This is a genomic window from Necropsobacter massiliensis, from assembly GCF_000827595.2.
GTDB classification, from domain to species: Bacteria; Pseudomonadota; Gammaproteobacteria; order Enterobacterales; family Pasteurellaceae; genus Necropsobacter; species Necropsobacter massiliensis.
In genome coordinates this window covers 112,152-136,836 of sequence record NZ_LN776184.1, presented here as the reverse complement: position 1 = coordinate 136,836, position 24,685 = coordinate 112,152, and the positions used below count along the sequence as shown (strand labels likewise).

At 46.1% G+C, this 24,685-nt stretch carries 22 protein-coding genes and 1 other annotated feature; of the genes, 16 read left to right on the top strand and 6 right to left on the bottom strand.

Annotated elements, in window-relative coordinates; genetic code table 11:
- The first annotated feature begins 71 nt into the window (after positions 1-71).
- The 4 genes from mltA to rlmKL all read left to right on the top strand — a co-directional run bounded on the left by mltA (position 72) and on the right by rlmKL (position 5,271).
- Entirely contained in the window at positions 72-1,160 is a 1,089-nt protein-coding gene (gene mltA / locus BN3349_RS06955) for a murein transglycosylase A (protein ID WP_370738138.1), read from the top strand.
- Entirely contained in the window at positions 1,160-1,933 is a 774-nt protein-coding gene (tcdA, locus tag BN3349_RS06950; protein ID WP_040976621.1) for a tRNA cyclic N6-threonylcarbamoyladenosine(37) synthase TcdA, read from the top strand. The genes mltA and tcdA overlap by 1 nt, the downstream gene beginning before the upstream one ends.
- 94 nt (positions 1,934-2,027) lie before the next feature.
- Positions 2,028-3,002, top strand: a complete 975-nt coding sequence (gene znuA, locus BN3349_RS06945) for a zinc ABC transporter substrate-binding protein ZnuA (protein WP_040976620.1) — start codon at positions 2,028-2,030, stop codon at positions 3,000-3,002.
- A 121-nt stretch (positions 3,003-3,123) separates the two neighbouring features.
- Positions 3,124-5,271, top strand: coding sequence for a bifunctional 23S rRNA (guanine(2069)-N(7))-methyltransferase RlmK/23S rRNA (guanine(2445)-N(2))-methyltransferase RlmL (gene rlmKL, locus BN3349_RS06940; RefSeq protein ID WP_040976619.1), 2,148 nt, complete (start codon positions 3,124-3,126; stop codon positions 5,269-5,271).
- A 101-nt stretch (positions 5,272-5,372) separates the two neighbouring features.
- Here the strand turns inward: rlmKL and frdD are convergent, their stop codons facing one another.
- Genes frdD through frdA form a run of 4 tightly spaced genes read right to left on the bottom strand, consistent with a single transcriptional unit; the run spans position 5,373 to position 8,700 of the window.
- Positions 5,373-5,717, bottom strand: a complete 345-nt coding sequence (gene frdD, locus BN3349_RS06935) for a fumarate reductase subunit FrdD (RefSeq protein ID WP_040976618.1) — start codon at positions 5,715-5,717, stop codon at positions 5,373-5,375.
- A gap of 12 nt (positions 5,718-5,729) precedes the next feature.
- Entirely contained in the window at positions 5,730-6,125 is a 396-nt protein-coding gene (gene frdC, locus BN3349_RS06930; RefSeq protein ID WP_040976617.1) for a fumarate reductase subunit FrdC, read from the bottom strand.
- Between the two features lie 12 nt (positions 6,126-6,137).
- Entirely contained in the window at positions 6,138-6,908 is a 771-nt protein-coding gene (locus BN3349_RS06925) for a succinate dehydrogenase/fumarate reductase iron-sulfur subunit (protein WP_032092236.1), read from the bottom strand.
- Positions 6,901-8,700, bottom strand: a complete 1,800-nt coding sequence (frdA, locus tag BN3349_RS06920) for a fumarate reductase (quinol) flavoprotein subunit (protein WP_040976616.1) — start codon at positions 8,698-8,700, stop codon at positions 6,901-6,903. Before frdA ends, BN3349_RS06925 begins: the two co-directional genes overlap by 8 nt.
- Before the next feature lie 314 nt (positions 8,701-9,014).
- Here frdA and epmA point away from each other — a divergent pair, with 314 nt between their 5' ends.
- The 3 genes from epmA to BN3349_RS06905 all read left to right on the top strand — a co-directional run bounded on the left by epmA (position 9,015) and on the right by BN3349_RS06905 (position 13,195).
- On the top strand, positions 9,015-9,986 hold the full coding sequence (gene epmA / locus BN3349_RS06915; RefSeq protein ID WP_040976615.1) for an elongation factor P--(R)-beta-lysine ligase: 972 nt from the start codon (positions 9,015-9,017) through the stop codon (positions 9,984-9,986).
- A gap of 691 nt (positions 9,987-10,677) precedes the next feature.
- Positions 10,678-11,742: a porin gene (locus BN3349_RS06910; RefSeq protein ID WP_040976614.1), complete on the top strand. Its 1,065-nt coding sequence runs from the start codon at positions 10,678-10,680 to the stop codon at positions 11,740-11,742.
- A 319-nt stretch (positions 11,743-12,061) separates the two neighbouring features.
- The gene (locus BN3349_RS06905; RefSeq protein ID WP_040976613.1) at positions 12,062-13,195 is read left to right on the top strand and encodes a porin; all 1,134 of its coding nucleotides are present in this window, start codon (positions 12,062-12,064) and stop codon (positions 13,193-13,195) included.
- A gap of 155 nt (positions 13,196-13,350) precedes the next feature.
- On the opposite strand, the gene BN3349_RS06900 is transcribed toward BN3349_RS06905, so the two are convergent.
- Both BN3349_RS06900 and BN3349_RS12145 read right to left on the bottom strand, forming a co-directional pair.
- On the bottom strand, positions 13,351-14,043 hold the full coding sequence (locus BN3349_RS06900; RefSeq protein ID WP_040976612.1) for a YggS family pyridoxal phosphate-dependent enzyme: 693 nt from the start codon (positions 14,041-14,043) through the stop codon (positions 13,351-13,353).
- A gap of 137 nt (positions 14,044-14,180) precedes the next feature.
- A complete protein-coding gene (locus tag BN3349_RS12145; protein ID WP_218971809.1) occupies positions 14,181-14,354 on the bottom strand; it encodes a hypothetical protein in 174 nt (57 codons plus the stop codon).
- Positions 14,211-14,327: a sequence feature (Thr leader region), on the top strand. (Overlaps the previous gene by 117 nt.)
- Before the next feature lie 18 nt (positions 14,355-14,372).
- Here BN3349_RS12145 and thrA point away from each other — a divergent pair.
- The 9 genes from thrA (at position 14,373) to nudF (ending at position 24,618) form a co-directional block, all read left to right on the top strand.
- A complete protein-coding gene (gene thrA, locus BN3349_RS06895) occupies positions 14,373-16,820 on the top strand; it encodes a bifunctional aspartate kinase/homoserine dehydrogenase I (protein ID WP_040976611.1) in 2,448 nt (815 codons plus the stop codon).
- Between the two features lie 13 nt (positions 16,821-16,833).
- Positions 16,834-17,778, top strand: coding sequence for a homoserine kinase (gene thrB / locus BN3349_RS06890; RefSeq protein WP_040976610.1), 945 nt, complete (start codon positions 16,834-16,836; stop codon positions 17,776-17,778).
- A 54-nt stretch (positions 17,779-17,832) separates the two neighbouring features.
- Positions 17,833-19,110, top strand: a complete 1,278-nt coding sequence (gene thrC / locus BN3349_RS06885) for a threonine synthase (RefSeq protein ID WP_040976609.1) — start codon at positions 17,833-17,835, stop codon at positions 19,108-19,110.
- Positions 19,111-19,240: 130 nt separating this feature from the next.
- Positions 19,241-21,151: a bifunctional glutathionylspermidine amidase/synthase gene (gene gss / locus BN3349_RS06880; RefSeq protein ID WP_040976608.1), complete on the top strand. Its 1,911-nt coding sequence runs from the start codon at positions 19,241-19,243 to the stop codon at positions 21,149-21,151.
- On the top strand, positions 21,152-21,505 hold the full coding sequence (locus BN3349_RS06875; protein ID WP_040976607.1) for an ArsC family reductase: 354 nt from the start codon (positions 21,152-21,154) through the stop codon (positions 21,503-21,505).
- Between the two features lie 17 nt (positions 21,506-21,522).
- Positions 21,523-22,692: a succinyl-diaminopimelate desuccinylase gene (dapE, locus tag BN3349_RS06870; protein ID WP_040976606.1), complete on the top strand. Its 1,170-nt coding sequence runs from the start codon at positions 21,523-21,525 to the stop codon at positions 22,690-22,692.
- Positions 22,693-22,714: 22 nt separating this feature from the next.
- A complete protein-coding gene (locus BN3349_RS06865) occupies positions 22,715-23,407 on the top strand; it encodes a M15 family metallopeptidase (protein WP_032109683.1) in 693 nt (230 codons plus the stop codon).
- 3 nt (positions 23,408-23,410) lie between these two features.
- The gene (gene psiE / locus BN3349_RS06860; protein ID WP_032109684.1) at positions 23,411-23,836 is read left to right on the top strand and encodes a phosphate-starvation-inducible protein PsiE; all 426 of its coding nucleotides are present in this window, start codon (positions 23,411-23,413) and stop codon (positions 23,834-23,836) included.
- A gap of 149 nt (positions 23,837-23,985) precedes the next feature.
- Positions 23,986-24,618, top strand: a complete 633-nt coding sequence (nudF, locus tag BN3349_RS06855) for an ADP-ribose diphosphatase (protein WP_032109685.1) — start codon at positions 23,986-23,988, stop codon at positions 24,616-24,618.
- Positions 24,619-24,685: the final 67 nt, after the last annotated feature.

Sequence of the window (24,685 nt, the reverse complement as noted above, 5' to 3'; positions counted from 1 at the left end):
CATTTTTTGTTACCTTATGGCGTTTCCATTTACTCGGTCTTTTAGGTATTACAATGCGTATTCAACCAAGAATGACAATCAAATTCGCCGCCTTGTTCGGCATCGCCGTATTAGCGGCCTGTTCTTCCAAACCTCAGCCCGGCAAAGGCAGTACCGATAACAGTTTAGCCAATCCGGAATTATTCGGCGCGAAATATGCCGGACGCACTTATCAGCAGGCTGTTTTGATGCCGGTATTATCGGTAGAAAACAAAAGTGCGGTTATTAATCAAGGCGATTTTTTAACCCAACTCTCCAATGTCCGTAGCTATTCGAGCCGTTTAACCAATCGCTTTGCACCAACTTACGGCAAAGTGACAAACTGGGTATTAGCCGGCGCGAATGTTGATGAATTAGCCACTTTCGGCATTCAGCCGATGGTGATGAAAGGGCAAGACGGTTATCAGAATGTGCTGATGACCGGCTATTATTCCCCGGTTATCCATGCCCGCCGGACTCAGCAGGGCAAATATAACCAGCCGATTTACGCCTTACCGATACAAAAACGTTTCAGTCGCGCACAGATTTATGCTGGCGCATTGCAGGGACAAGGGCTGGAACTGGCATACAGCGATTCTATGATTGACAACTTCCTGTTGGGTGTGCAGGGCAGCGGCTATGTGGACTTCGGTAACGGCGATCTGAACTATTTTGCTTATGCCGGACAAAACGGTTTTGATTATGTGGCGGTTGGGCGTTTGTTGGTGGAAGACGGTGAAATTCCGAAAGAAAAAATGTCCATTCAGGCAATTAAAGACTGGGCGCAGGCAAATCCTTCCCGTTTGCAGGAATTACTGGAACGTAATCCGTCTTATGTGTTCTTTAAAAACGATCCGACCGGGCAGGTAAAAGGCTCCGCCGGCGTACCTTTAGTGCCGATGGCATCAATTGCTTCCGACCGCAACCTGATTCCGTCTGGTTCGGTGGTGTTGGTGGAAGTGCCGCAAATTGATAATAACGGCAACTGGACTGGTGAACATAAACTGCATTTAATGGTAGCGCTTGATGTGGGCGGTGCAGTGAAAGGTCATCATTTCGACTTGTATCGCGGCGTCGGCGATCAGGCGGGGCATATTGCCGGCTTATCAAAACATTACGGACGGGTGTGGTTATTACAATAATGCAGCAGCGTATGGACAATTATGAACGCCGTTTCGGTGGCATCGGGCGCTTATACGGCGCTGCTGCGCTTGCGCGTCTGCAACAAGCGCATATTTGCGTTATCGGTATCGGCGGCGTGGGGTCTTGGGCGGTGGAAGCGTTGGCGCGTTCGGGGGTCGGGCACATTACCATGATCGATATGGATGATATTTGCGTGACAAATATTAACCGCCAGATCCACGCACTGAGTGGTCATATCGGACTGCTGAAAACCGAAGCCATGGCGGAACGTGTTCGTCTGATCAATCCAGAATGTCAGGTTAATATTATTGATGATTTTATTAGCGTGGAGAATCTGGCTGATTATCTGAATCGGGGCTATGATTATGTGATTGACGCCATTGACAGTGTGAAAACCAAAGCGGCGCTGATTGCCTATTGCAAACGGCATAAAATTAAGATCATTACCGTTGGCGGTGCTGGCGGTCAGACCGATCCGAGTCAGATTCAGATTGCCGATTTAAGCAAAACCATACAGGATCCGCTGGCGGCAAAAGTGCGGTCGATTTTACGCAAGGAATACGGTTTCAGTCAAAATCCGAAGCGAAAATTCGGTGTCAGCTGCGTGTTTTCTACTCAACCGTTAATTTTTCCGCAAACAGATGGCAGTTGTGAGACTTCGGCAAGCATGAATTGTGCCAACGGATTTGGCGCGGCAACCATGATTACCGCCACATTCGGCTTTTTTGCCGTCGCTCAGGTGATTGATAAATTATTGCTGGCGCAGCAATGACTTATTTTTTTAGAAAAAAAAAGATAGTAATTCCGGTAAAAAGCGTATAAGCTAGTGCGGTTTCTGATAATTATTCTTAACTAGAGGATAGCCTATGAACGCTTTACATAATACGTTTAAAAAAGCCGCTGTCGCTGCGGCAATTATGTCTTTTTCCGCCGTTGCGAGTGCAACGGTGTTGACTTCAATCAAACCACTGGGCTTTATTGCCTCATCCATTGCCGACGGCGTAACCGATACCGAGGTGCTGGTACCGATGGGCGCCTCACCGCATGATTACAGTTTAAAACCCTCCGATCTGCAAAAAATCAAATCTGCCGAACTGATTGTTTGGGTGGGTGAAGATGTGGATCTGTTCCTTGATACTTCAGTACTGCGTGATATTGATCGGAAAAACGTACTGACCATTACCGAAATTTCGGAAATCAGTGATGATATGTTGCATAAAGGCGAACATCACCATCATGGTCACGACCACGACCACGCTAATGGTCATGAGCATGAACATAAAACAGATTCGCATACGGCGGGACATGCGCATCAGCATGATAACTTAAGCACCAACTGGCACGTTTGGTATTCGCCGGAAATCAGCGCAATCGTCGCCAAGAAAATTGCTCAGCGCTTGAGCGAACGATATCCGGAAAAACGCAGCGTGATTGAACAAAACTTAGCGGAATTCGACCGCACTTTAACGGCGCAAAGTGAAAAAATTAAACAGCAGCTGGCGCCGGTGCATGATAAAGGCTTTTATGTGTTCCACGATGCCTACACCTATTTCAATGCCGCCTATGATCTGAAACAGATCGGTGCATTTACCATTAATCCGCTGGTTGCGCCGGGCGCGAAAACCATTGCGGCAATTAAGCATGAAATTGAAGAACATAAAGTCAGTTGCTTGTTTGCTGAACCGCAATTTACCCCGAAAGTGATCGACACCCTGCACAAAGGTACCGGAGTGAAAGTCGGCCGTCTGGATCCGATGGGCGATGCGGTGAAACTGGGCAAAAATTCGTATGCCAACTTCCTGCAATATACTGCCGACAGTTATTTCGATTGTTTGAAATAACCCGTCTCCAACAGGGCGCAGTCGGGCAAGTCTGCGCCTTTTCCAATTCTCAATTAAAATCGACCGCACTTTTCCTCTCTGCTATAATCTCTGCAATTTTTTATCACCAATGAGAATATTTATGAAAAAACTGTTTGCGACCACCGCCCGTGGTTTTGAAGAATTATTAAAGACCGAGCTGACCGAACTGGGCGCAAATGACTGTCAGGTGGTACAGGGCGGCGTGCATTTTTCAGCCGATGACGAAACCTTATATCGCACCTTGTTATGGTCGAGATTAAGCTCGCGCATTTTGCTGCCGATTGTCAGCAGTAAAATTTATACTGAGCTGGATCTTTATTCGACCGTGGTCGGACAAAACTGGCTGGAGTATTTCGATGACAATACGACGTTTTTGGTTGACTTTAACGGCACGAACCGTGAAATCCGTCATACTCAGTTTGGTGCGATGCGAGTAAAAGACGGCATTGTGGATTATTTTGAACGTCACGGCAAGCGCCGCCCGAATGTCGATAAAACACAGCCAGATATTCGCATTCACGTCTATTTGAACCGTGAAGATGTCATTTTGTCACTGGATTTAAGCGGCGAAGCGCTGCACTTGCGCGGGTATCGTGAGGAGGCGGGTAAAGCGCCGCTGCGCGAAACGCTGGCCGCCGCAATTGTGTTGCGCTCCGGCTGGCAGCAGGGAACGCCGCTGCTTGATCCCATGTGCGGTTCGGGAACGTTGCTGATTGAAGCGGCGCAAATGGAAGCGCGCATTGCACCGCAGCTGCATCGTCTGCACTGGGGATTTGATTTTTGGAAAGGACATAATCAAGCAGCGTGGGACAAGGTGAAAGCTGAAGCGATTACTTTAGCCGAGCGGCAATTTAACACTAATCCGAAGCCACACTTTTATGGTTTTGACCTTGATTATCGGGTGTTGCAAAAAGCGCAGAAAAATGCGGTAAGGGCAGGAGTCGCGCATTTGATCCAATGGAAACAAGGAGATGTGGCAGCGTTAAAAAATCCGAGTCAGGAAAAAGGTACGTTGATTTGTAACCCGCCTTATGGCGAACGTTTAGGTGCCACGCCAGCGCTGATCGCGCTGTATTCGGTATTCGGACAGCGTGTAAAAGCGCAGTTCGGCGGTTGGAATCTGTCGGTTTTCAGTGCTGAGCCGGCGTTGCTGGATTGCTTGCGTTTACGTTCGCACCGCCAATTTAAAGCGAAAAACGGTCCGCTGGAATGTGTGCAGAAAAATTATCGGATTGCCGAAACGCAGGTGGCGGCTCAGACTGAAAGCGCGGTGAAAAATTACGGAGAATTAAAGAGCGATAGCGCACAAATTGCGCCGGATTTTGCCAATCGCTTGCAGAAAAATTGCAAAAAAATTGAGAAATGGGCGATGCAGCAAGGGCTGGATGCGTATCGGCTGTATGATGCGGATCTGCCCGAATACAATCTTGCGGTTGATAGGTACGGTGATCATATTGTGGTGCAGGAATATGCCGCGCCGAAAAATATTGATGAAAACAAAGCGCGTCAGCGTTTGTTGGACGCGGTAAATGCCACCTTGAAAGTGACGGGCGTGGAAACCAACAAATTGATTTTAAAAGTACGCCAAAAGCAAAAGGGCACGAATCAATATGAAAAGTTGGCGAACAAAGGTGAATATTTTTATGTGAATGAATATGGCGCTAAATTGTGGGTCAATTTAACCGATTATCTGGATACCGGTTTATTTTTAGATCACCGACTGACCCGAAAAATGATTGGGGAAATGGCGCAGGACAAGGATTTTTTAAACTTATTTGCGTACACCGGTTCGGCGACGGTGCATGCCGCGCTAGGGCAAGCACGCTCTACCACCACGGTAGATATGTCGAATACCTATTTAAACTGGGCGGAGCAGAATTTGATCTTAAATGATCTGAACGGCAAGCAGCACACATTGATTCAGGCGGATTGCTTGCAATGGTTGGCAAAATGCGAGCGGCAGTTTGATCTGATTTTCGTTGATCCGCCGACATTTTCCAATTCCAAACGGATGGAAGACAGTTGGGATGTGCAGCGCGATCATATTACATTGATGAGTGAATTAAAACGGATTTTGCGTCCGCACGGTACCCTGATTTTTTCCAATAATAAACGCGGTTTTAAAATGGATTTTGCCAGTCTCAATGAATTGGGATTAAGTGCGGTGGAAATTTCAGCTAAAACCCGACCGCTGGATTTTGAGCGCAATAAACAGATCCATAATTGCTGGTTAGTGACGCATAAATAGCGTAGCATGTCGCAGTTTTATTGTATTTTATGCAAGCTATCTCGATAAAAAAACCTTTCGTTTCCGAAAGGTTTTTGTTTGGGTTATATCGGAATGTCTATTTAAATATTAAATACCGCGAACAGGGTTAATACCGAATACAGTGTTGCCAGCCCGTAGAAAATTACGCCGCCGGCGGGAACATGCACTTTAAAATCATGTAAACCCAAATGGATACGGTGAATACCGCACCACGCCGGGAAAATTAATAGTGCGAGGATCGCCAGTTTGCCAATCCAAGTATGGGCGAAGGCAATGATATTATCCGGCGTCACCAAACCGAACGGCAGCAGAAAACCGATAATTAAGACTAATACAGGGAAAAATACTGCGCTGATCGCACCGCCTGCACCGAACAGTAACCAGACGACCGGTTCATTTGAACGTTTTGGAGTTAATTTATCCATTTTGTTTTCTCCCTACACCAAAATTAAGGCAATGATACTGACTACAGCCGTCACACCCCAGAAAATACGGGATACCAGTTTCGCATCAAGGCGTTCATTTTTGACGATAACATTCATCATTTGAGGCGCCATGTTAAAGAAAGTGAAACTGTGTAGTAACGCCGCACCCAAGGTGATGATATTTAAGATCACGACGACCGGGTTTTGTAAGAAAGCGACAAAAGTCGTACCAAATGTACCGTTGGTTAAACAGATTAACCCATAGAAGAGTTCTAAACAAAACCATACGGTCGGCACGGAGGTGCTTTCACGCAACACATAGAATTTGTAAAAATCTAATTTCTTCCACCATGTCGCTTTGACTTCACGCACATATTTTTTGCGTTTGCTTGCTACTGTTGTTGTCATGCTACCTTCTCCTTAGCTTTGCGGTTTTAACATTGCAAAAACATAGTCTTTCGCACTTTCGATTTTACCTTGGTTAACCCCAGATGCCGGACCGACATGTTTCGGGCATACCTCGGAACAATAACCGACGAAAGTACAGCTCCATACGCCGTTTTTACCGTTAAGGATTTTCATACGTTCCGCTTTACCGTGATCGCGGTTATCAAGATTGTAGCGCAGCGCAAGGGTTAGCGCGGCAGGACCGACGAATTCGGGATTTAAACCGAATTGCGGACAGGCCGCATAGCATAGACCGCAATTAATGCACATTGAGAATTGACGGTATTTTTCCAGTTGCGCCGGTGTTTGTTTAGTCCGGCTTTTAGCCAGTTCAGCGGACGGATGTGGTTTGCCGTCCAGCTCCGGTGCTTGATTACCGATAATATAAGGTTTAATGCTTTCCAGACTTTCGATAAAGTGGCTGAGATCCACAACTAAGTCGCGTTCAATCGGGAAATTCGCTAACGGCTCAATTCGCATATGTCCGCTGTAATCACGCAGAAACGTTTTACAGGCAAGTTTTGGTTTATCGTTAACCATCATGCCACAGGAACCGCAAATCGCCATACGGCAGGACCAGCGATAGGATAATTCCGGCTCCAGTTTATCTTTAATATAGCCCAACGCATCTAATAAAGAGGTCTGGCTGTCATAAGGGACTTGATATGTTCTTAAGTACGGTTCTTTGTCCGTTTCAGGATTGTAACGCAATACTTCGACATTCATAATTGCTTGATTAGCCATTTGCTTGCTCCTTAGCTTTGGCAGCCGCTTCTTGAGCTTCTGCTTCCGCACCGTAAACACGTTTTGCCGGTTGCGATTTGGTGATTTTTACATCGCTGTATTCAATACGCGGTGCACCGCCTTCATTATAAAACGCCAGCGTGTGTTTTAAGTAATTGACGTCGTCACGTTCGGTATAGTCTAAGCGCTGATGCGCGCCGCGGGATTCTTTACGCTCAATTGCCGAATTGGCGATAGATTGCGCAACATCCAGAATATAGCCTAACTCGACGGTATAAAGTACATTGGTGTTAAATACGCTTGAGCGGTCGGCGATGCGAATGTGTTTATAACGTTCTTTCAATTCCGCAATTTTATCGACGGTTTTCTGCATACTTTCCTGTGTACGATAAATACCGCAGCCTTCTTCCATTGAATCGCCCATTTCATCACGAATTTGCGACCAAGATTCATTGCCTTCCTGATTGTATAAGTCTTCCAACCGGCGTACCACGTCTTTTGCCTGCGCATCAACCGCTGTTTGATTCGCCGGTGTTGCTTTGGCGGCACGTTGGGCGGCATATTCGCCGGCAACACGACCTAACACCACTAATTCTGCTAGTGAGTTTGAACCCAAACGGTTTGCGCCGTGTAAGCCGGAAGAGGCGCATTCACCCACCGCAAATAAGCCTTTAATACGGGTTTCACTGTTGAAATCCACTTCGATACCGCCCATGGTATAGTGCACCACCGGGCGTACCGGAATCGGCGCTTTGGCCGGATCGACGCCTTCATAAGCGCTGGCTAATTCACAAATAAACGGTAAGCGTTCATGCAGGTATTTTTCACCTAAATGGCGCAGGTCAAGATGTACCACATCTACGCCTTTTGCGGTTTTCAAGGTGTTACCTTTGCGCCATTCCTGCCAGAATGCCTGTGAGACTTTATCACGTGGACCTAATTCCATATATTTGTTTTCCGGTTTGCCGATTGGGGTTTCCGGACCCAGACCGTAATCCTGTAAATAGCGATAACCGTCTTTGTTAACCAATATACCGCCTTCACCGCGGCAGCCTTCGGTCATTAAGATGCCGGTATTCGGCAGACCGGTTGGATGATATTGAACGAATTCCATATCGCGCAGCGGCACGCCGTGGCGATATGCCATTGATAAGCCGTCGCCGGTGACGATGCCGCCGTTGGTGTTGAAGCGGAATGCACGGCAACCGCCGCCGGTGGCGATAACTACGGCGTTAGCATTAATTTGCACTAATGTGCCTTCCATCATATTCATCGCGACCATACCACGAGCATGACCGTCATCTACAAGAATATCTAATACAAAATGTTCGTCGAAACGTTGAATTTGCGGGTATTGGATTGAAGTCTGGAATAACGTGTGTAATAAATGGAAACCGGTTTTATCCGCGGCGAACCAAGTCCGTTCGATTTTCATCCCACCGAAACGGCGCACATTGACATCGCCGTCCGTTTTACGGCTCCAAGGACAACCCCAACGTTCTAACTGAGTCATTTCAACCGGAGAGTGCTGAACGAAATATTCAACCACATCTTGTTCGCACAGCCAGTCGCCGCCGGCAACGGTGTCATGAAAATGTTTATCGTAAGAATCTTCTTCTTTAATGACCGCTGCCGCGCCGCCTTCCGCCGCTACGGTATGGCTGCGCATAGGATAGACCTTTGAAACTAATGCAATTTTTAAATTAGGATTAGCTTGTGCCGCGGCAATCGCTGCACGTAAGCCGCCACCGCCGGCACCGACAATTGCAATATCGACATTAACAGTTTGCACGATATTCCTCCAATAAATGATGAGAGTAAAAAAATAAAGATTTCGAACGGATCGAAATCAATAACGGGTGAAAATATTCTGCCATGCTTTTGCACGAGCGCTAACTGTTTTTTTACAAAATGGCGGAAGAAAAGTTCAGTTTCGTGATCTAACTCAAAAAGTTAGAAAATTGTTAACAGCCAATTTTATGACAGATGATAACTGATATCATTTGAACGCCTAAAATACGGACATCATATCAAATCATTGGTTTTTAGCCCGTGAGATTTAAGGTAAAATGACTGGTGTTATTTTTGATATGGAACCCATAAATTATGCTTTTAGAACCTCAATGGCATCCGTCGGCATCGATCAAAAATCTGCTTGCGCGGGCTAAAATCATTGCAGAGATCCGTCGGTTTTTTACCGATCGTGGATTGTTGGAAGTGGAAACGCCGGTATTAAGCGAGTTTGGCGTAACGGATGTGCATCTGGCATCCTTTTGTACGGAATTTATTTCGCCTTTTCATGAGCAATCCAAAACGCTATGGCTTTCAACCAGCCCGGAATATCACATGAAACGACTACTTGCCGCCGGCAGCGGTGCAATTTTTCAATTATGCAAAGTGTTTCGCAACGAAGAAGCAGGGCGCAAACATAATCCGGAATTTACCATGCTGGAATGGTATCGTCCATATTTTGATATGTATCGTTTGATTGATGAAGTGGATGATTTATTGCAGCAGATTTTAGATTGTGAAGCGGCGGAAAATTTCAGTTATCAGTTTATTTTTCAGGAATATGTCGGTTTGGATCCGCTGTCCGCCGAACAACATGAATTGATTGAAAAGGCAAAAGAATACCATTTGAGCGGCGCGGAACATGAAGATCGCGATACGTTATTGCAGTTTTTGTTCAGCACAGTAGTGGAACCGAAAATCGGACTGAACCGCCCGGTTGCAGTTTATCATTTTCCGGCCACACAGGCAGCGCTGGCGCAAATCAGCTCGGAAGATCATCGGGTGGCGGAACGTTTTGAATTCTATTATAAAGGGTTGGAACTGGCGAACGGCTTTAATGAATTAACGGATGCCAGCGAACAACAGCGGCGTTTTGAACAGGATAATCGGTTAAGAGAAAAGGCAGGTTTAGCACCGCATAAACCCGACGAACGCTTTCTTGCTGCCTTGCAGGCGGGCGTACCGAATTGTTCCGGCGTGGCGTTGGGGGTTGACCGATTGGTTATGCTTGCCTTGGGCGCCGAGAAAATCAGCGAGGTGTTGGCTTTCGGTATTGATAATGCCTGAGCCGTTATTACCGGATTTAAACGAAAAAACGACCGCACTTTTCAACGGTTTCTCAACGGTTCTCGCGTGCTGTGATAAAAGTGCGGTTTATTTTTAAACAGAATTCTGTTTTTTTCTCATTACTACCTTTCGTTTTAAGAAAACAATCAAATGAGCGGTAAAAATGTGACTCCGTTCACGGAATATCAGTGCGGTTTATTTTTTATCAATAAAATAAATTTCTGATGAAATTTTAGCCTTCAATTCGTTAGAATATTGCTTATTTTTCAACCTGTTATCTTATGCGCGAAAATGTGATCCGCTTCACAAAAATGAATTAAATATTTAAAAAAATAAGTTGTTATGAAATTGTTTTTCATTAAATGAAATGGTTAAATATATATTTATTTAAATATCAATAAGATATTTTGTTTTTTAGCTATGTACTAATAAAAATAATCGTAAAAAATGTGATCAAGATAACATTTTGGAATTTGTCTTTTTTAACTAAAACTTTATATAACATGTTGTTTTAAATAATGTTTATTAAAATGCCAAAAAGTTCATTTCCTTTTGACATTAGAAAATAACTTACTTATATTATTTCAGGCAGAAATCATTCTGGACAATTGTTTTATCAGTCGGTTGAATAAAACATTAGTATTATTCAATCAAAAATAAAAAAACTCCTCTGAAAATAAGGAAGTAAGTTATGAAAAAGACGCTTATCGCACTAGCAATCGCAGCCGTCGCTTCAACCGCAGCCAATGCGACGGTTATTTATTCACAAGACGGTACTAAAATTGATTTGGACGGTCGTGTTGCGTTACAAATCGCTAATCAAACCGGTAAACGTACTGATTTACTTGATAAAGGTTCACGTGTTCGGGTTCGTGCATTCCAAGAAATCGGTAACGGTTTCACCGCATTAGGCGCGGCTGAAATCCGCTTTACCCAAAATGGTACCATTGGTGATGGCATTCATACCAAACGTTTATTTGCTGGGTTAACTCACGCGGATGTGGGGTCATTAACATTCGGTCGTCAATTGACCGTTGGGGATCACATCGGCTTATCCGATTACACCTATGAATTGGGTTCTATCGTTAAAGTGGTGGATGCCCACAATAAAGCAGCGCATTTTATGTCTGCTGAGTTTAATGGTTTCCGTTTCGGGGCGGATTATTACTTTGGTAATGCTAAGAAAGATGATGATAACGGCAATCATCTCGCAGATGACGGTCAAGGCTTCGGTTTAGGCGCATTCTATAAAACCAAAGTCGGTGAATTCGGCTTTGCGGTAGAAGGCGGTTATAGTGAATTGACTAAGAGCAAATGTGTTGATAGAGAATGCAAAACCAGAACAGGTTTAGATAGTGATAGTTATAAGTTGAAAGGGGCTGGTGCCGCAGTTGAGCTTTCTTACGGCCCGGCAGCGTTAGGCTTTGACTGGTCACAGGCAAAATCGCCGGTAGGTCACTTGGATCATAAATTCCGTGTCGGTGATATGAAAAATGAAAAAGTCGATCAGTTTGAAGTCGGCTTCAAATATCATGTAACGCCGCAAAATAAAGTGTATGCGGAATATCTGTGGGGTATCGGTAAAACACAGGGTGTCGAGAACGATAAATTCAGAGGTTGGTTCTTAGGTGCGGATCACCACTTCAATAAACATGTGATTGTTTATGCGGAAGGCGGTTCGTTTAAAACTAAAAATTCCGGTGTAACCGTTGAAAAAGAAAAACGTATCGCAGTAGGTACCCGTATCTTGTTCTAATTATCGCATTTGCTATCAATGTCCGATTCTGCCCGCAACTGTTGTTGGTTGCGGGCTTTTTTTCTGTTAATCGAGGGTAAAAATAAATAATTATTAAGGTTTGGCGTGATTGATTGGTTTTTATCCTGAAACGATTCGGTTCCTTTTAGAATTGTGATCCTGATCACTAAATTAAGTGAACTTTTTATGAATTACATTGACACCGGTATATTTCTTTGCCAATATACAGCTGCTTCAAACGAGGTAGGCTTTGACATTTCATTCAATGAAAAGTTCAGCTTTAATTGTTATAACAACTTAATTCTGAAAGGAATTTATTATGAAAAAGACATTAGTAGCATTAGCAGTGGCAGCTGCAGCAGTATCAGCAAGCGCAACAACAGTCTATAGTAATGACGGTACAACCTTTGATATCGGTGGTCGTGTTGATGTTGCATTAGGTAAATTCGGTGACAACCAACGTGGTGATTTACGTAATAATGAATCTCGTATTGATTTCCATGCAGAACATCAGATCACAGACGGCGTAAAAGCATTAGCACATTTACGTATTCGTTTTAATGAAAATGGTGACCGTTGGGACAGCAGTAATAGCTTTAACGATCCGACAACTAACAAATTATGGGCAGGTTTACAGGCGGATAATATCGGTCGTTTAACTTTCGGTCGCCAAAATACCAGCGGTGATGATGTTCAGCTGAATGATCCAACCTATCTGTTCGGCGGTAACAATAACTTAACTGACGGCGGTAAAAAAGTTGTTACTTTCCGTTCCGCTGATTTTGAAATTGCACAGGGTCAGACTTTAACTTTCGGTCTTGATTACCTGTTCGGTCAGTCTAATAAAAAAGACTTAAAAGCTGGCGAACTGAAACACGGCTACGGCGCGGCATTATTCTATAACGGTCAGTATACTGACGACCTGAGTTTAGAATTAAATGCCGGTGCAACTTTCGATAAATTTGATAATGCTATCAACACAGCCGGTGCTAAAGAGAAAAAATCCTGGCGTGTCGCTTCATTATTACACTACGGTCCGGCTGCATTAGGTGCGGAATATGGTCAGTCCACATTTAAAAATGTTAATAATGTGGATACCGACTCTACTGATGGTAAAGCACGTTTCTTAGAAGTCGGCGCACAATATCAAGTATTGCCAGAATCCAAAGTTTACCTGCAATGGCAGCGTAATGAATTCAAAGGCAGAACAACAACTGACTTTGAAACTGAGTACAGCTTAGCTGAAGCAGCACTTAAAGATGCGAAATTAAAAGACGGTGATAAAGCTGTACAGAATGTGTATTTAATCGGTGCTGATTATGCATTTACTAAAAACGTGGTCACCTATGTTGAATATGCACATAGCCGTGTGAAATTAACAAGAGCTAATGTTGCTGATGCAACTAAAGACAACGAAAACTTCTACGGTGTAGGCTTACGCGTTTACTTCTAATCGTAACCCGAACCCGATAATAAGCCGCTCAATGAGCGGCTTTCTTTTTGACTGGCATTTTGACTTGAATATTGCTGTTTTTTGCTGACGCTTGCTTATTTAGCGCGGCAAAAAAACATCTGTGCTCAATATGATTTTTTACTTTATATGGTGTATTAACTGCGTTTACCAAAAATGGCGGTGCCGATTCTCACCATGGTCGAACCGCACTGTATTGCTGTGCACATATCATCGCTCATGCCCATGGAAAGGGTGTCGATGCAGGCATCGGGCAATGCGTGCTGTAACTGCTGAAATAGCGTTTTCATCGCATTGAACGCCTGTTGCTGACATGCGGGATCGTCGGTGGGTGCTGGAATTGCCATTAAGCCGCGTAAACATAAGTGCGGTAGATTTTGCACGTGTTTTGCCAGCGCCAGCATCTCTGTCGGTTGAATCCCGGATTTACTGCTTTCATCGCTGATATTGATTTGAATCAAAACGTTTAATGGCGGTTTAAAATGCGGGCGTTGGGCGTTAAGGCGATCAGCGGTTTTTTCCCGATCAAGGGTTTGCATCCAATCGAAATGTTCGGCGACCAGACGGGTTTTATTGGATTGCAGCGGACCGATAAAATGCCACTCCAGCGCGATGTTTTGTTGTTCAAAAAACAGAATTTTTTCCACGCCTTCTTGTACGTAGTTTTCCCCGAAAGCCGTTTGCCCGGCTTGGTAGGCGGTTAAAATAGCCTCAACGGGCTTGGTTTTACTTACCGCCAATAAGCGGACTTGCTCGGTACTGCGTTGTGCCTGTTGGCAATGTTGTGCGATTTGCTGTCGGATTTGATTAAGATTTTGCTGAATATTCATCATAAGGGTTTTATTAGTTAAACATAGAATCACGCCGTATTTTACAGGATTTATAACAAAGAGGGGAAATTTATCTTATTTATTCATTTTCCGTTTGACAAGTTGTGAAAATTTCGGTATTTCTAACGCATTCGTTTTTATGATGCAATAACATGATGACAAACCGCACTTTCGCTATGACCACCACCATTATTATGATGACCATTACGATGATTAATGGGGCGGGTTAGTGCGTTAAAAACAGAATTTACAAAACCCGCATACAAAGTGCGGGTTTTTTTATAACCGTTTTTCAGATTAACTTTATACACAACATTTAGGAGATTATTATGCGCGTACTTAAATTCGGCGGCACGTCTTTGGCCAATCCCGAACGGTTTTCACAGGCCGCCCGGCTGATTGAACGGGCTCATTTGGAGGATCAGGCGGCGGGGGTGCTGTCTGCGCCGGCAAAAATCACCAATTATCTGGTTGCCCTTTCCGAAAAAGCCGCGCAAAACCAACCTACCGAAGCCGATTTTAATCAAGCCGTCGAAATTTTTTATAATATTATCAATGGACTGCATGCAGAAAATGCAAATTTTGATTTAGCCGCGACGAAAGCGTTCATTGATGCCGAATTTGCGCAGATTCAGGGATTACTGGAAACTATCAGACAAAACGGGCGCGTTGAAGATGCGGTGAAAGCCACTATTGATTCACGCGGTGAGAAATTATCCATTGCCATGATGAAAGCTTGGTTTGAAGCGCGCGGTTATAGCGTGACATTAATTAATCCGGTGGAAAAATTATTGGCGCAGGGCGGTTATTTGGAATCGTCCGTGGATATTGAAGCTTCTGCTGCACGAGTGAACGCCGGCGCGATTCCAAAAGACAATGTTGTGTTAATGGCGGGCTTTACCGCTGGGAATGATAAAGGTGAACTGGTGCTGCTGGGGCGCAACGGTTCCGATTATTCCGCCGCCTGTCTGGCTGCCTGTTTAAATGCGCAGGTCTGCGAGATCTGGACGGATGTAGACGGGGTTTATACCTGTGATCCGCGTTTGGTGCCGGATGCGCGCCTGCTGCCGAGCCTGTCTTATCGTGAGGCAATGGAATTGTCTTACTTCGGTGCGAAAGTAATCCACCCGCGTACTATCGGACCGTTGGTGCAGGCGAACATTCCTTGTTTGATCAAAAATACTGGCAATCCGGATGCGCCGGGTTCCATTATTGATGGCGAAGTGAAAGCGGAAGGTTTGCATGTCAAAGGGATTACCAATTTGGATAATCTGGCGATGTTTAATGTTTCCGGACCCGGTATGCAGGGCATGGTTGGCATGGCGTCACGGGTGTTTTCCGCAATGTCGAATGCTGGCGTATCGGTAATTTTAATCACACAATCTTCATCGGAATACAGCATTAGTTTTTGTGTGCCGGTGAAAGCTATTGAAACCGCCAAACTGGCATTGGAAAATGAATTTGCACAAGAGCTGAAAAGCGCCGCGTTGGAACCGATTGAAGTGATTAAAGATTTATCTATTATTTCGGTGGTGGGCGATGGTATGCGTCAGGCAAAAGGCATTGCTGCGCGTTTCTTCTCGGCACTGGCGCAAGCAAATATCAGCATAGTAGCAATTGCGCAAGGCTCTTCCGAACGGTCTATTTCCGCTGTGGTAGCTCAAAATAAAGCTATTGAAGCGGTAAAAGCTACGCATCAGGCGTTATTTAACAATAAAAAAATCGTTGATATGTTTCTGGTCGGTGTCGGCGGTGTCGGTGGCGAACTCATTGAGCAGGTGAAAAATCAAAAGGAGTATTTGGCAAAAAAGGATATTGAAATCCGTGTTTGTGCCTTAGCCAACTCAAACAAAATGTTATTAAATGAAAACGGATTGAATTTAGACAACTGGCAGGAAGATCTGGAAAACGCCACGCAACCGTCGGATTTCGATGTTTTATTATCCTTCATCAAATTGCATCATGTGGTAAATCCGGTATTTGTGGACTGCACCTCGGCGGAAAGTGTATCCGGTTTGTATGCACGCGCCTTAAGCGAGGGTTTTCATGTGGTGACGCCGAATAAAAAAGCCAATACCCGCGATATTGAATATTACAATTTGTTGCGTGAAAATGCGCGTAAAAATCAGCGTAATTTCTTGTATGATACCAATGTTGGCGCGGGTTTGCCGGTGATTGAAAATTTACAGAATTTGCTTGCCGCCGGTGATGAAGTGATCCGCTTTAACGGCATTTTATCCGGTTCTTTATCCTTTATTTTCGGTAAGCTGGAAGAGGGCTTATCCTTGTCGGAAGCCACTGCATTGGCACGTGAAAAAGGCTTTACCGAGCCGGATCCGCGCGATGATCTGTCCGGTCAGGATGTGGCGCGCAAATTGTTGATTCTGGCACGCGAAACCGGTCTGCCGCTGGAATTAAAGGATATTGAAGTAGAAAGCGTTCTGCCGAAGGGGTTTGCCGCAGGGAAATCAACGGAAGAATTTATGGCGCAGCTGCCGCAGCTGGATGAGGCATTTCGCACAAGGGTGGAAAACGCCCGCGCACAGGAAAAGGTGTTGCGTTACGTCGGGCAGATTGAGCAGGGTAAGTGCAAAGTGTCTATTGTTGAGGTGGACAGTGATGATCCGCTGTATAAAGTCAAAAACGGCGAAAACGCATTGGCATTTTATACTCGCTACTATCAGCCGATTCCGCTATTATTACGCGGCTACGGTGCCGGTAATGCGGTCACTGCCGCCGGTATTTTCGCCGATATTTTAAGAACGCTACATCACTAACGGGAGAATGGGAATGTTAAGAATTTATGCACCGGCATCCAGTGCGAATATCAGCGTGGGCTTTGATACGCTAGGTGCGGCGGTTTCTCCGATTGACGGTTCCTTACTGGGCGATGTGGTTCAAATTGAGGGCATAGACAGCGGTTTTGAACTGGAAAGTGCGGGTTATTTTGTGCGTAAATTGCCGAAAGAACCGCAGAAAAACATTGTCTATCAGGCTTATGTATTATTCAGCGAACGCCTGAAACTGCGCAACAGTAAAGTCAAAGCCTTACGTCTGACGTTGGAGAAAAATATGCCTATCGGTTCCGGGCTGGGTTCCAGCGCTTGTTCCATTGTCGCCGCACTGGTGGCGTTAAACCGTTTTCATCAGGAGCCGTTTTCCAAAATGGAGCTGCTGGAAATGATGGGTGAACTGGAAGGACGCATTTCTGGCTCGATTCATTACGATAATGTTGCGCCTTGCTATCTCGGCGGCGTGCAGCTAATGGTGCAATCGCTTGGCAATATCTGCCAGCAGCTGCCGTTTTTCGACAATTGGTATTGGGTGCTGGCTTATCCTGGTATTGAAGTGCCGACTTCCGAAGCGCGGGCGATTTTGCCGAAAAGCTATACCCGTCAGGATGTGATTACCCACGGTCGGCATCTTGGCAGTTTTGTACATGCTTGTCATACGCAGCAGGAAGCCTTGGCGGCATATATGATGAAGGATGTGGTTGCCGAACCGTATCGCGAGGCACTATTGCCGAACTTTGCCGAAGTGAAACAGACGGTACGCGATCTGGGTGCGCTGGCATCGGGCATTTCCGGTTCCGGCCCGACTATATTCGCCATTGCGCCGGATCTTGCCATCGCCACGCGTTTATCCGCCTATCTGGAAAACCATTATTTGCAGAATAACGAGGGTTTCGTGCATATCTGTAAGGTGGATAATCAGGGCGCACGCGAATTAAGTTGATTGAAATTGGATCAGGATTTACACATTTAACCGATTAACCGAGCAGGACAGATTATGGACTTATACAATATCAAACACCCGGAGCAACGGGTTAATTTCGCTCAGGCGGTACGTCAGGGCTTAGGAAAGGATCAGGGACTTTTCTTTCCCGCACAGATCCCGCAACTGGACAATATCGAACAATTACTGGCGTTGCCACTGGTTGAACGCAGTCAGGCAATTTTAGCCACGTTAATCGGTGAGGAGCTCCCGCGCGAGCAGCTCAATCAAATGGTGCGCAATGCGTTTGATTTTCCGGCACCGGTGGCGAAGGTGGAAGCGGGCGTTTATGCGCTGGAATTGTTCCACGGACCGACATTGGCGTTTAAGGATTTCGGCGGTCGTTTTATGGCGCAGGCGCTGGCAGCGGTGCGCGGTGACGGCAAAATCACTATTTTAACTGCCACCTCTGGCGATACTGGCGCGGCGGTAGCGCATGCTTTCTATGGGCTGGAAAATATTGAGGTAGTGATTTTATATCCGCAAGGGAAAATCAGCCCGTTACAGGAAAAATTGTTCTGTACGCTGGGCGGCAATATCCGCACGGTTGCGGTAAATGCCGATTTCGATGCCTGTCAGGCGCTGGTTAAACAGGCTTTTGATGATGAAGCGTTGCGTCAGGCTATCGGGCTGAATTCGGCTAACTCAATCAATATCAGCCGTTTATTGGCGCAGGTTTGTTATTATTTTGAAGCGGCGGCGCAATTGCCGAAACAGGAACGAGAAAATATGGTGGTTTGCGTGCCGAGTGGTAACTTCGGCAACTTAACCGCCGGTTTAATCGCAAAAACTTTGGGTTTGCCGATTAAACGTTTTATCGCCGCCACCAACGCTAATGATACCGTGCCGCGCTATTTGGCGGGCGGTCACTGGGATCCGCATGCCACGGTCGCCACCTTATCTAATGCCATGGATGTCAGCCGTCCGAATAACTGGCCGCGAGTGGAAGAATTGTTTAAACGCAATAATTGGTCGTTATCCGAGCTGCATTCCATCGCAGTAACAGACGCCGAAACGGAAGATACGTTGCGCGATATGTATGCCAAAGGCTATTTATGCGAACCGCACGGAGCAGTAGCTTATCGGGCGCTAAAACAGGATCTGCAAGCGGGCGAAAGCGGGTTGTTCCTGTGCACGGCGCATCCGGCCAAGTTTAAAGAAAGCGTGGAGCGGATTTTGTCTGTTCAGCTGGATTTGCCGGCGGCGTTGGATAAGCATAATCGGCTGCCGTTATTATCCGATAAAATGGAAAATGATTTTTCGGCACTGCGCGCTTATTTGTTGAAGAAATAAATCTTATGCCGGAAAAGTGCGGTCGGTTTGGCGGGCGTTTTAAAAACCTCGGAAAAAACCACCGCACTTTTGTTTTTGTTTCCGATTGGATCTATACTACGCGCGTATTTTAATCTACTCGGAGCCTGCCATGCCTGAATTATCCGCATCAGAGATTTCACCCAATATTGTTACCCATGACCCTTTCGGCAGTTTACTCGGTTATGCGCCGGGCGGCATTGCGATTTATTCTTCCGATTATGACACCGCCGATAAAAACGAGTTTCCCGACGATGCGGCATTTCGCAGCTATTTGGGACGCGAATATATGGGCTATAAATGGCAATGCGTGGAGTTCGCCCGCCGTTATCTATATTTAAATTACGGTATGGTGTTCAGCGATGTGGGCATGGCTTATGAGATTTTTTCCTTGCGTTTTCTGCGTCAGGTGGTCAACGATGCGCTGGTGCCGCTACAGGCTTTTGCCAACGGCAGCAAGAAAGCGCCGCAACCGGGCGCACTGCTGATTTGGCAGGAGGGCGGCGAATTTAAAGAAACCGGTCATGTGGCGATTATTACCGAGGTGCTGGCGCACAGTATTCGGATCGCGGAACAGAATGTGATTCACTATCGCTTGCCAAGCGGTCAGCAATGGACACGTGAGTTGTCGATGACAGTCAATGATGACGGTTATTATGTGCAGGATACTTTCCCCGATACGGAAATTCTGGGCTGGATGATTCAGACTGAGGATACGACATATAGCCTGCCACGCCCGACACCGGCGCCGCAAACCCTGCGTATTCATGCGTGCAGACTGGAAGATAACGGACAGTTCAGCGAACAATGGCTGAACGATGCTGATCCGCTGGAAAGTCGTTATATCGCCGCGATGAAAGGGCATCGCATCAATTTTTCCGATCAATATCGTTATTTCACAATTTCCGAAAGTGCGCAGCATGAACTGATCCGCGCCACAAATGAACTACATTTAATGTATCTGCATGCTACTGAAAAAGTGTTGCAGAACGATAATTTATTACGCTATTTCAATATTCCGCAATTATTGTGGCCGCGTCTGCGTTTGTCTTGGCAAAACCGCCGTTACCAGACGATTTCCGGTCGCCTTGATTTTTGTTTGAGCGAACGCGGTCTGAAAGTATATGAATATAATGCGGATTCGGCGTCCTGCCACGCGGAAGCCGGCGCGATTCTCGCTCGTTGGGCGCAGCAGGGCGGCTTGCATGAAGGCAGTGATCCGGGCGCGCATTTGCGTGATGCGCTGACCGATTGCTGGAAGCATCGCGAGCATGCACCGTTGGTGCATATTTTGCAGGATAACGACAGTGAGGAGGATTATCATGCGCTGTTTATGCAATCGGCACTGACACAGGCAGGCTACAAGGCGAAAATTATTCATGGCACGCAAGGGCTACATTGGGATCAGCGCGGTCGTTTGCTGGATGATGAACAACATCAGGTGCTGAGCGTATGGAAAACTTGGGCGTGGGAAACCGTATTGGAGCAGTTGCGTGAAGAAACCGGCGGGCGCGCGGTGGCACCGCCGATTCGGACCGGCTATCCCGAAGATCACGTGCGCTTAATTGATGTTTTGTTGCGCCCTGAAGTGCTGGTTTATGAACCGCTGTGGACTGCGATTCCGAGCAATAAAGCGATTTTGCCAGTGCTATGGTCGCTGTTCCCGAATCATCGCTATTTATTGGAATCCAGCTTTGAATTAACGCCAGCCCTGCTGAAAAACGGCTATGCGAAAAAACCGATTGCTGGTCGTTGCGGCAATAATGTGACCTTAGTCGGCGACACTAAAACCGTGCTGGATGAAACGGACGGGCGTTTTCATCAGCAAGAATATATTTATCAGCAACTTTGGTGTTTGCCGAAAGTAGAAGAGGTCTATGTGCAGCTCTGCACCTTTACCGTCGGCGGGCATTACGGTGGCAGCTGTTTGCGTTCCGATCCGAGTCGTGTTATTGTCGGCAACAGTGATATGCAGCCGCTGCGTGTACTGGCGGATAATGATTTTTTACAACAGGAAGATTAAATGATTACGGTTTACGGCATTAAAAATTGCGATACGGTAAAAAAAGCCCTGAAATGGCTGGCAGAACATCATATTGAACATCAGCTGCACGATTACCGTACCGACGGGTTGACGCGTGCCTGGCTGGTGGAGGCAGAAAACCGTTTCGGCTGGCAAAATCTGGTCAACAAACGCAGCACTACTTGGCGCCATTTAGATCAACAGGTGAAAGAAACTTTGTCAAAACAGACCGCACTTGAACAGCTGTTGGCACAGCCGACCCTGATAAAACGCCCGATTATTCTACAAGGCAATATTGCTCTAATCGGGTTTGACGAACAAGCCTATGCGGCTGCGTTAACGCAAGGCGAATAATTAACAGGATGTAAAAAATGAAAAAAAGCATTGTTGATTTAGCCCGACAGTTAATTCAACGACCTTCTGTCAGCCCCGATGATCAGGGGTGTCAGCAGATGATTGCCGAGCGTTTACAAGCGCTGGGATTCAGTATTGAATGGTTGCCTTTTAACAATACCTTAAATTTATGGGCAAAACACGGTCATGGTGCGCCGGTAGTGGCGTTCGCCGGGCATACTGATGTGGTGCCAGCAGGGGATGAAACTCAATGGCGCTATCCACCTTTTAGCGCACATATTGACAACGATATGCTATACGGGCGCGGCGCGGCGGATATGAAAGGCTCGCTGGCGGCGATGATTGTTGCGGCGGAAGCCTATGTGCAAGCCAACCCGACGCACAGCGGCACTGTGGCGTTGTTGATTACCTCCGATGAAGAAGCGGCGGCGAAAGACGGCACGGTTCGGGTGGTGCAAACCTTAATGGCGCGCGGTGAAAGCATTGATTATTGTATGGTCGGCGAACCTTCCAGCGCGCAACGTGTGGGAGATGTGGTGAAAAACGGACGCCGCGGTTCAATCACGGCGGATCTATATATTGAAGGCGTTCAAGGGCATGTGGCATATCCGCATTTGGCGCAAAATCCGGTACATAAAGCGCTGCCGTTTCTGAGTGAACTGACCGCTTATCAATGGGATCAGGGCAATGCTTTTTTTCCGCCGACCAGCCTGCAAATCGCCAATATTCAGGCTGGCACGGGTAGCAATAATGTGATTCCAGGCGAGCTTTTTGTCCAATTTAATTTACGTTATTGCACTGAAGTGACTGATGAAATCATCCAAAATACCGTTGCGGCGATGCTGCAAAAACATGGTTTGACTTATCGTATTGAATGGAATTTATCCGGCAAACCGTTTCTCACCGAGCCGGGCAGATTGGTCAATGCGGTGGTAGAAAGCCTGCACCAAATCGCTCATATTCGCCCGCGGCTTGAAACTGGCGGTGGCACCTCCGATGGACGTTTTATTGCCTTAATGGGGGCGGAAGTGGTGGAACTCGGACCGCTTAATGCCACCATTCATAAGGTCAATGAATGTGTTAGCTGCGATGATTTGACACTGCTGGGGCGGGTGTATCAGTCCATGCTGGTTAAACTGCTGGACGATTCTGCGGTTGAAACTGCGCACAACAACAGCGGTGTCTAGACCGAAAGAGGCAATACCAAGCATGACGACCCTGTTATTTACCCCCGAGATGCTGAGCGGAAAATCTCGCGCGCATTTACAGCATCTTCCCTGTCCGTTTTCGGATAACCATTTTCTACAACCGCAAGCATTAAAGGCGTTTCAGGCGTTGCAAAAAAGTGCGGTGCAAAATGGCTTTAATTTACAGCCAGCTAGCAGTTTTCGGGATTTTTCTCGTCAGCAGCAAATCTGGAACGAAAAATTTTGCGGCGAACGCAAGGTGCATGATGATCAAGGAAATCCGTTAAATCTGACCGCACTTTCCGATTGGGAAAAATGTCGTGCAATTTTACGCTGGTCGGCGCTGCCGGGCGGCAGCCGACACCATTGGGGAACGGAGATTGACGTTTTTGATCCTGATTTATTGCCCGCGCAACAAAAATTGCAGTTGGAGCCTTGGGAATATGAACAAAACGGTTATTTTTTTGAATTAAGTCAATGGTTGCAGGAAAACTTAAATGCCTTTGATTTCGCCTTGCCGTTTTTGCATCTTGCCCCACAGCTGGCGATCGGGCGCGAACCTTGGCATATCAGCTACCTGCCGATTGCCGATCAGGCTCAGCGCCAATTCGGACCGGATATACTGCTTGCCGCATGGCAGCATGAAAGTATTGCCGGTAAAGCCACGTTAACCGCGCATTTCGCGCAGCTTTTTGAACAGTTTTTTATTCACTAAATTATGACAAAACATACAACGGAAGAAAGCTTAAATTATTTCAGTAAAGGCGTTTCTGCTCTGCTGCAATGGATCTTGAATATTTCCTTGCTGGTGCTAGCGGCGATTTTGGTGGTTTTTCTGGCAAAAGAAATCTGTGGATTGGTGCTGGTTTTATTTGAACCATCGAAAGAGGCGTCTTATCTGCTGGTGGAAAAAATCGTAGTGTATTTTCTCTATTTTGAGTTTCTGGCGCTAATCGTCAAATATTTTAAAACCAATTACCATTTTCCGTTGCGCTATTTTATCTATATCGGTATTACTGCCATGGTGCGTTTAATCATTGTCGATCATTCAAGCCCGATTAATGCAATATTATTTTCCGGTGCGATTTTGTTGATGGTTATCGCCTTGTTTTTAGTCAGTACCGAGCGATTACGAAAAAGCTGAGGCGGTTTTCGCTCAAATAAAGGGTTTACGTGAGTGAACCTTTTTTTATCGGCAAAGTCAAAAATAATCGCAGGTATTCTGTTTTCGCCTATGGTGCGATGTTATGTGATATACGGAAATTGGCGTCAACCACGCTTAAGGATTGTAAGATGAACGCAGATCAACAATTTACACAACAGGATATTCAAATTTTGCACGAGGAAACCCTGTACAGCGGTTTCTTTACGTTGAAAAAAATTCAGTTTAAACACAAATTGTTTGCCGGCGGTATGAGCGATGTGGTTACTCGCGAATTGCTGGTAAAAGGTGCAGCGTCGGCTGTGATTGCCTATGACCCGCAGGCGGATAAGGTGATTTTAGTCGAACAGGTGCGCATTGGGGCATATGATCCGAATTTAGCTCAATCGCCCTGGTTGTTTGAATTAATCGCCGGCATGGTGGAAGAGGGCGAACGACCGGATGAAGTGGCATTACGCGAAAGTGAGGAAGAAGCCGGCATACAGGTCACGCAGTTAACCCATGCTCTGAGCATGTGGGACAGCCCGGGCGGCGTGCTTGAACGTATTCATATTTTTGCCGGCAAGGTGGACAGCGCAAAGGCAAAAGGCATTCATGGACTGGCGGAGGAACATGAGGATATTCGCGTCCATGTGATCGCGCGGGAAACCGCTTATCAATGGGTTTGCCAAGGCAAAATTGATAACGGCATTGCGGTGACCGGTTTGCTATGGTTACAGCTGAATTACCTCATGTTGCAGCAAAAATGGGACGGAAAAATGTGATACAGCTTTTATTTTTGGCATAAAATCGCTGTGAAAATATGACAGTGTTAACATTTTTTGGATTTTA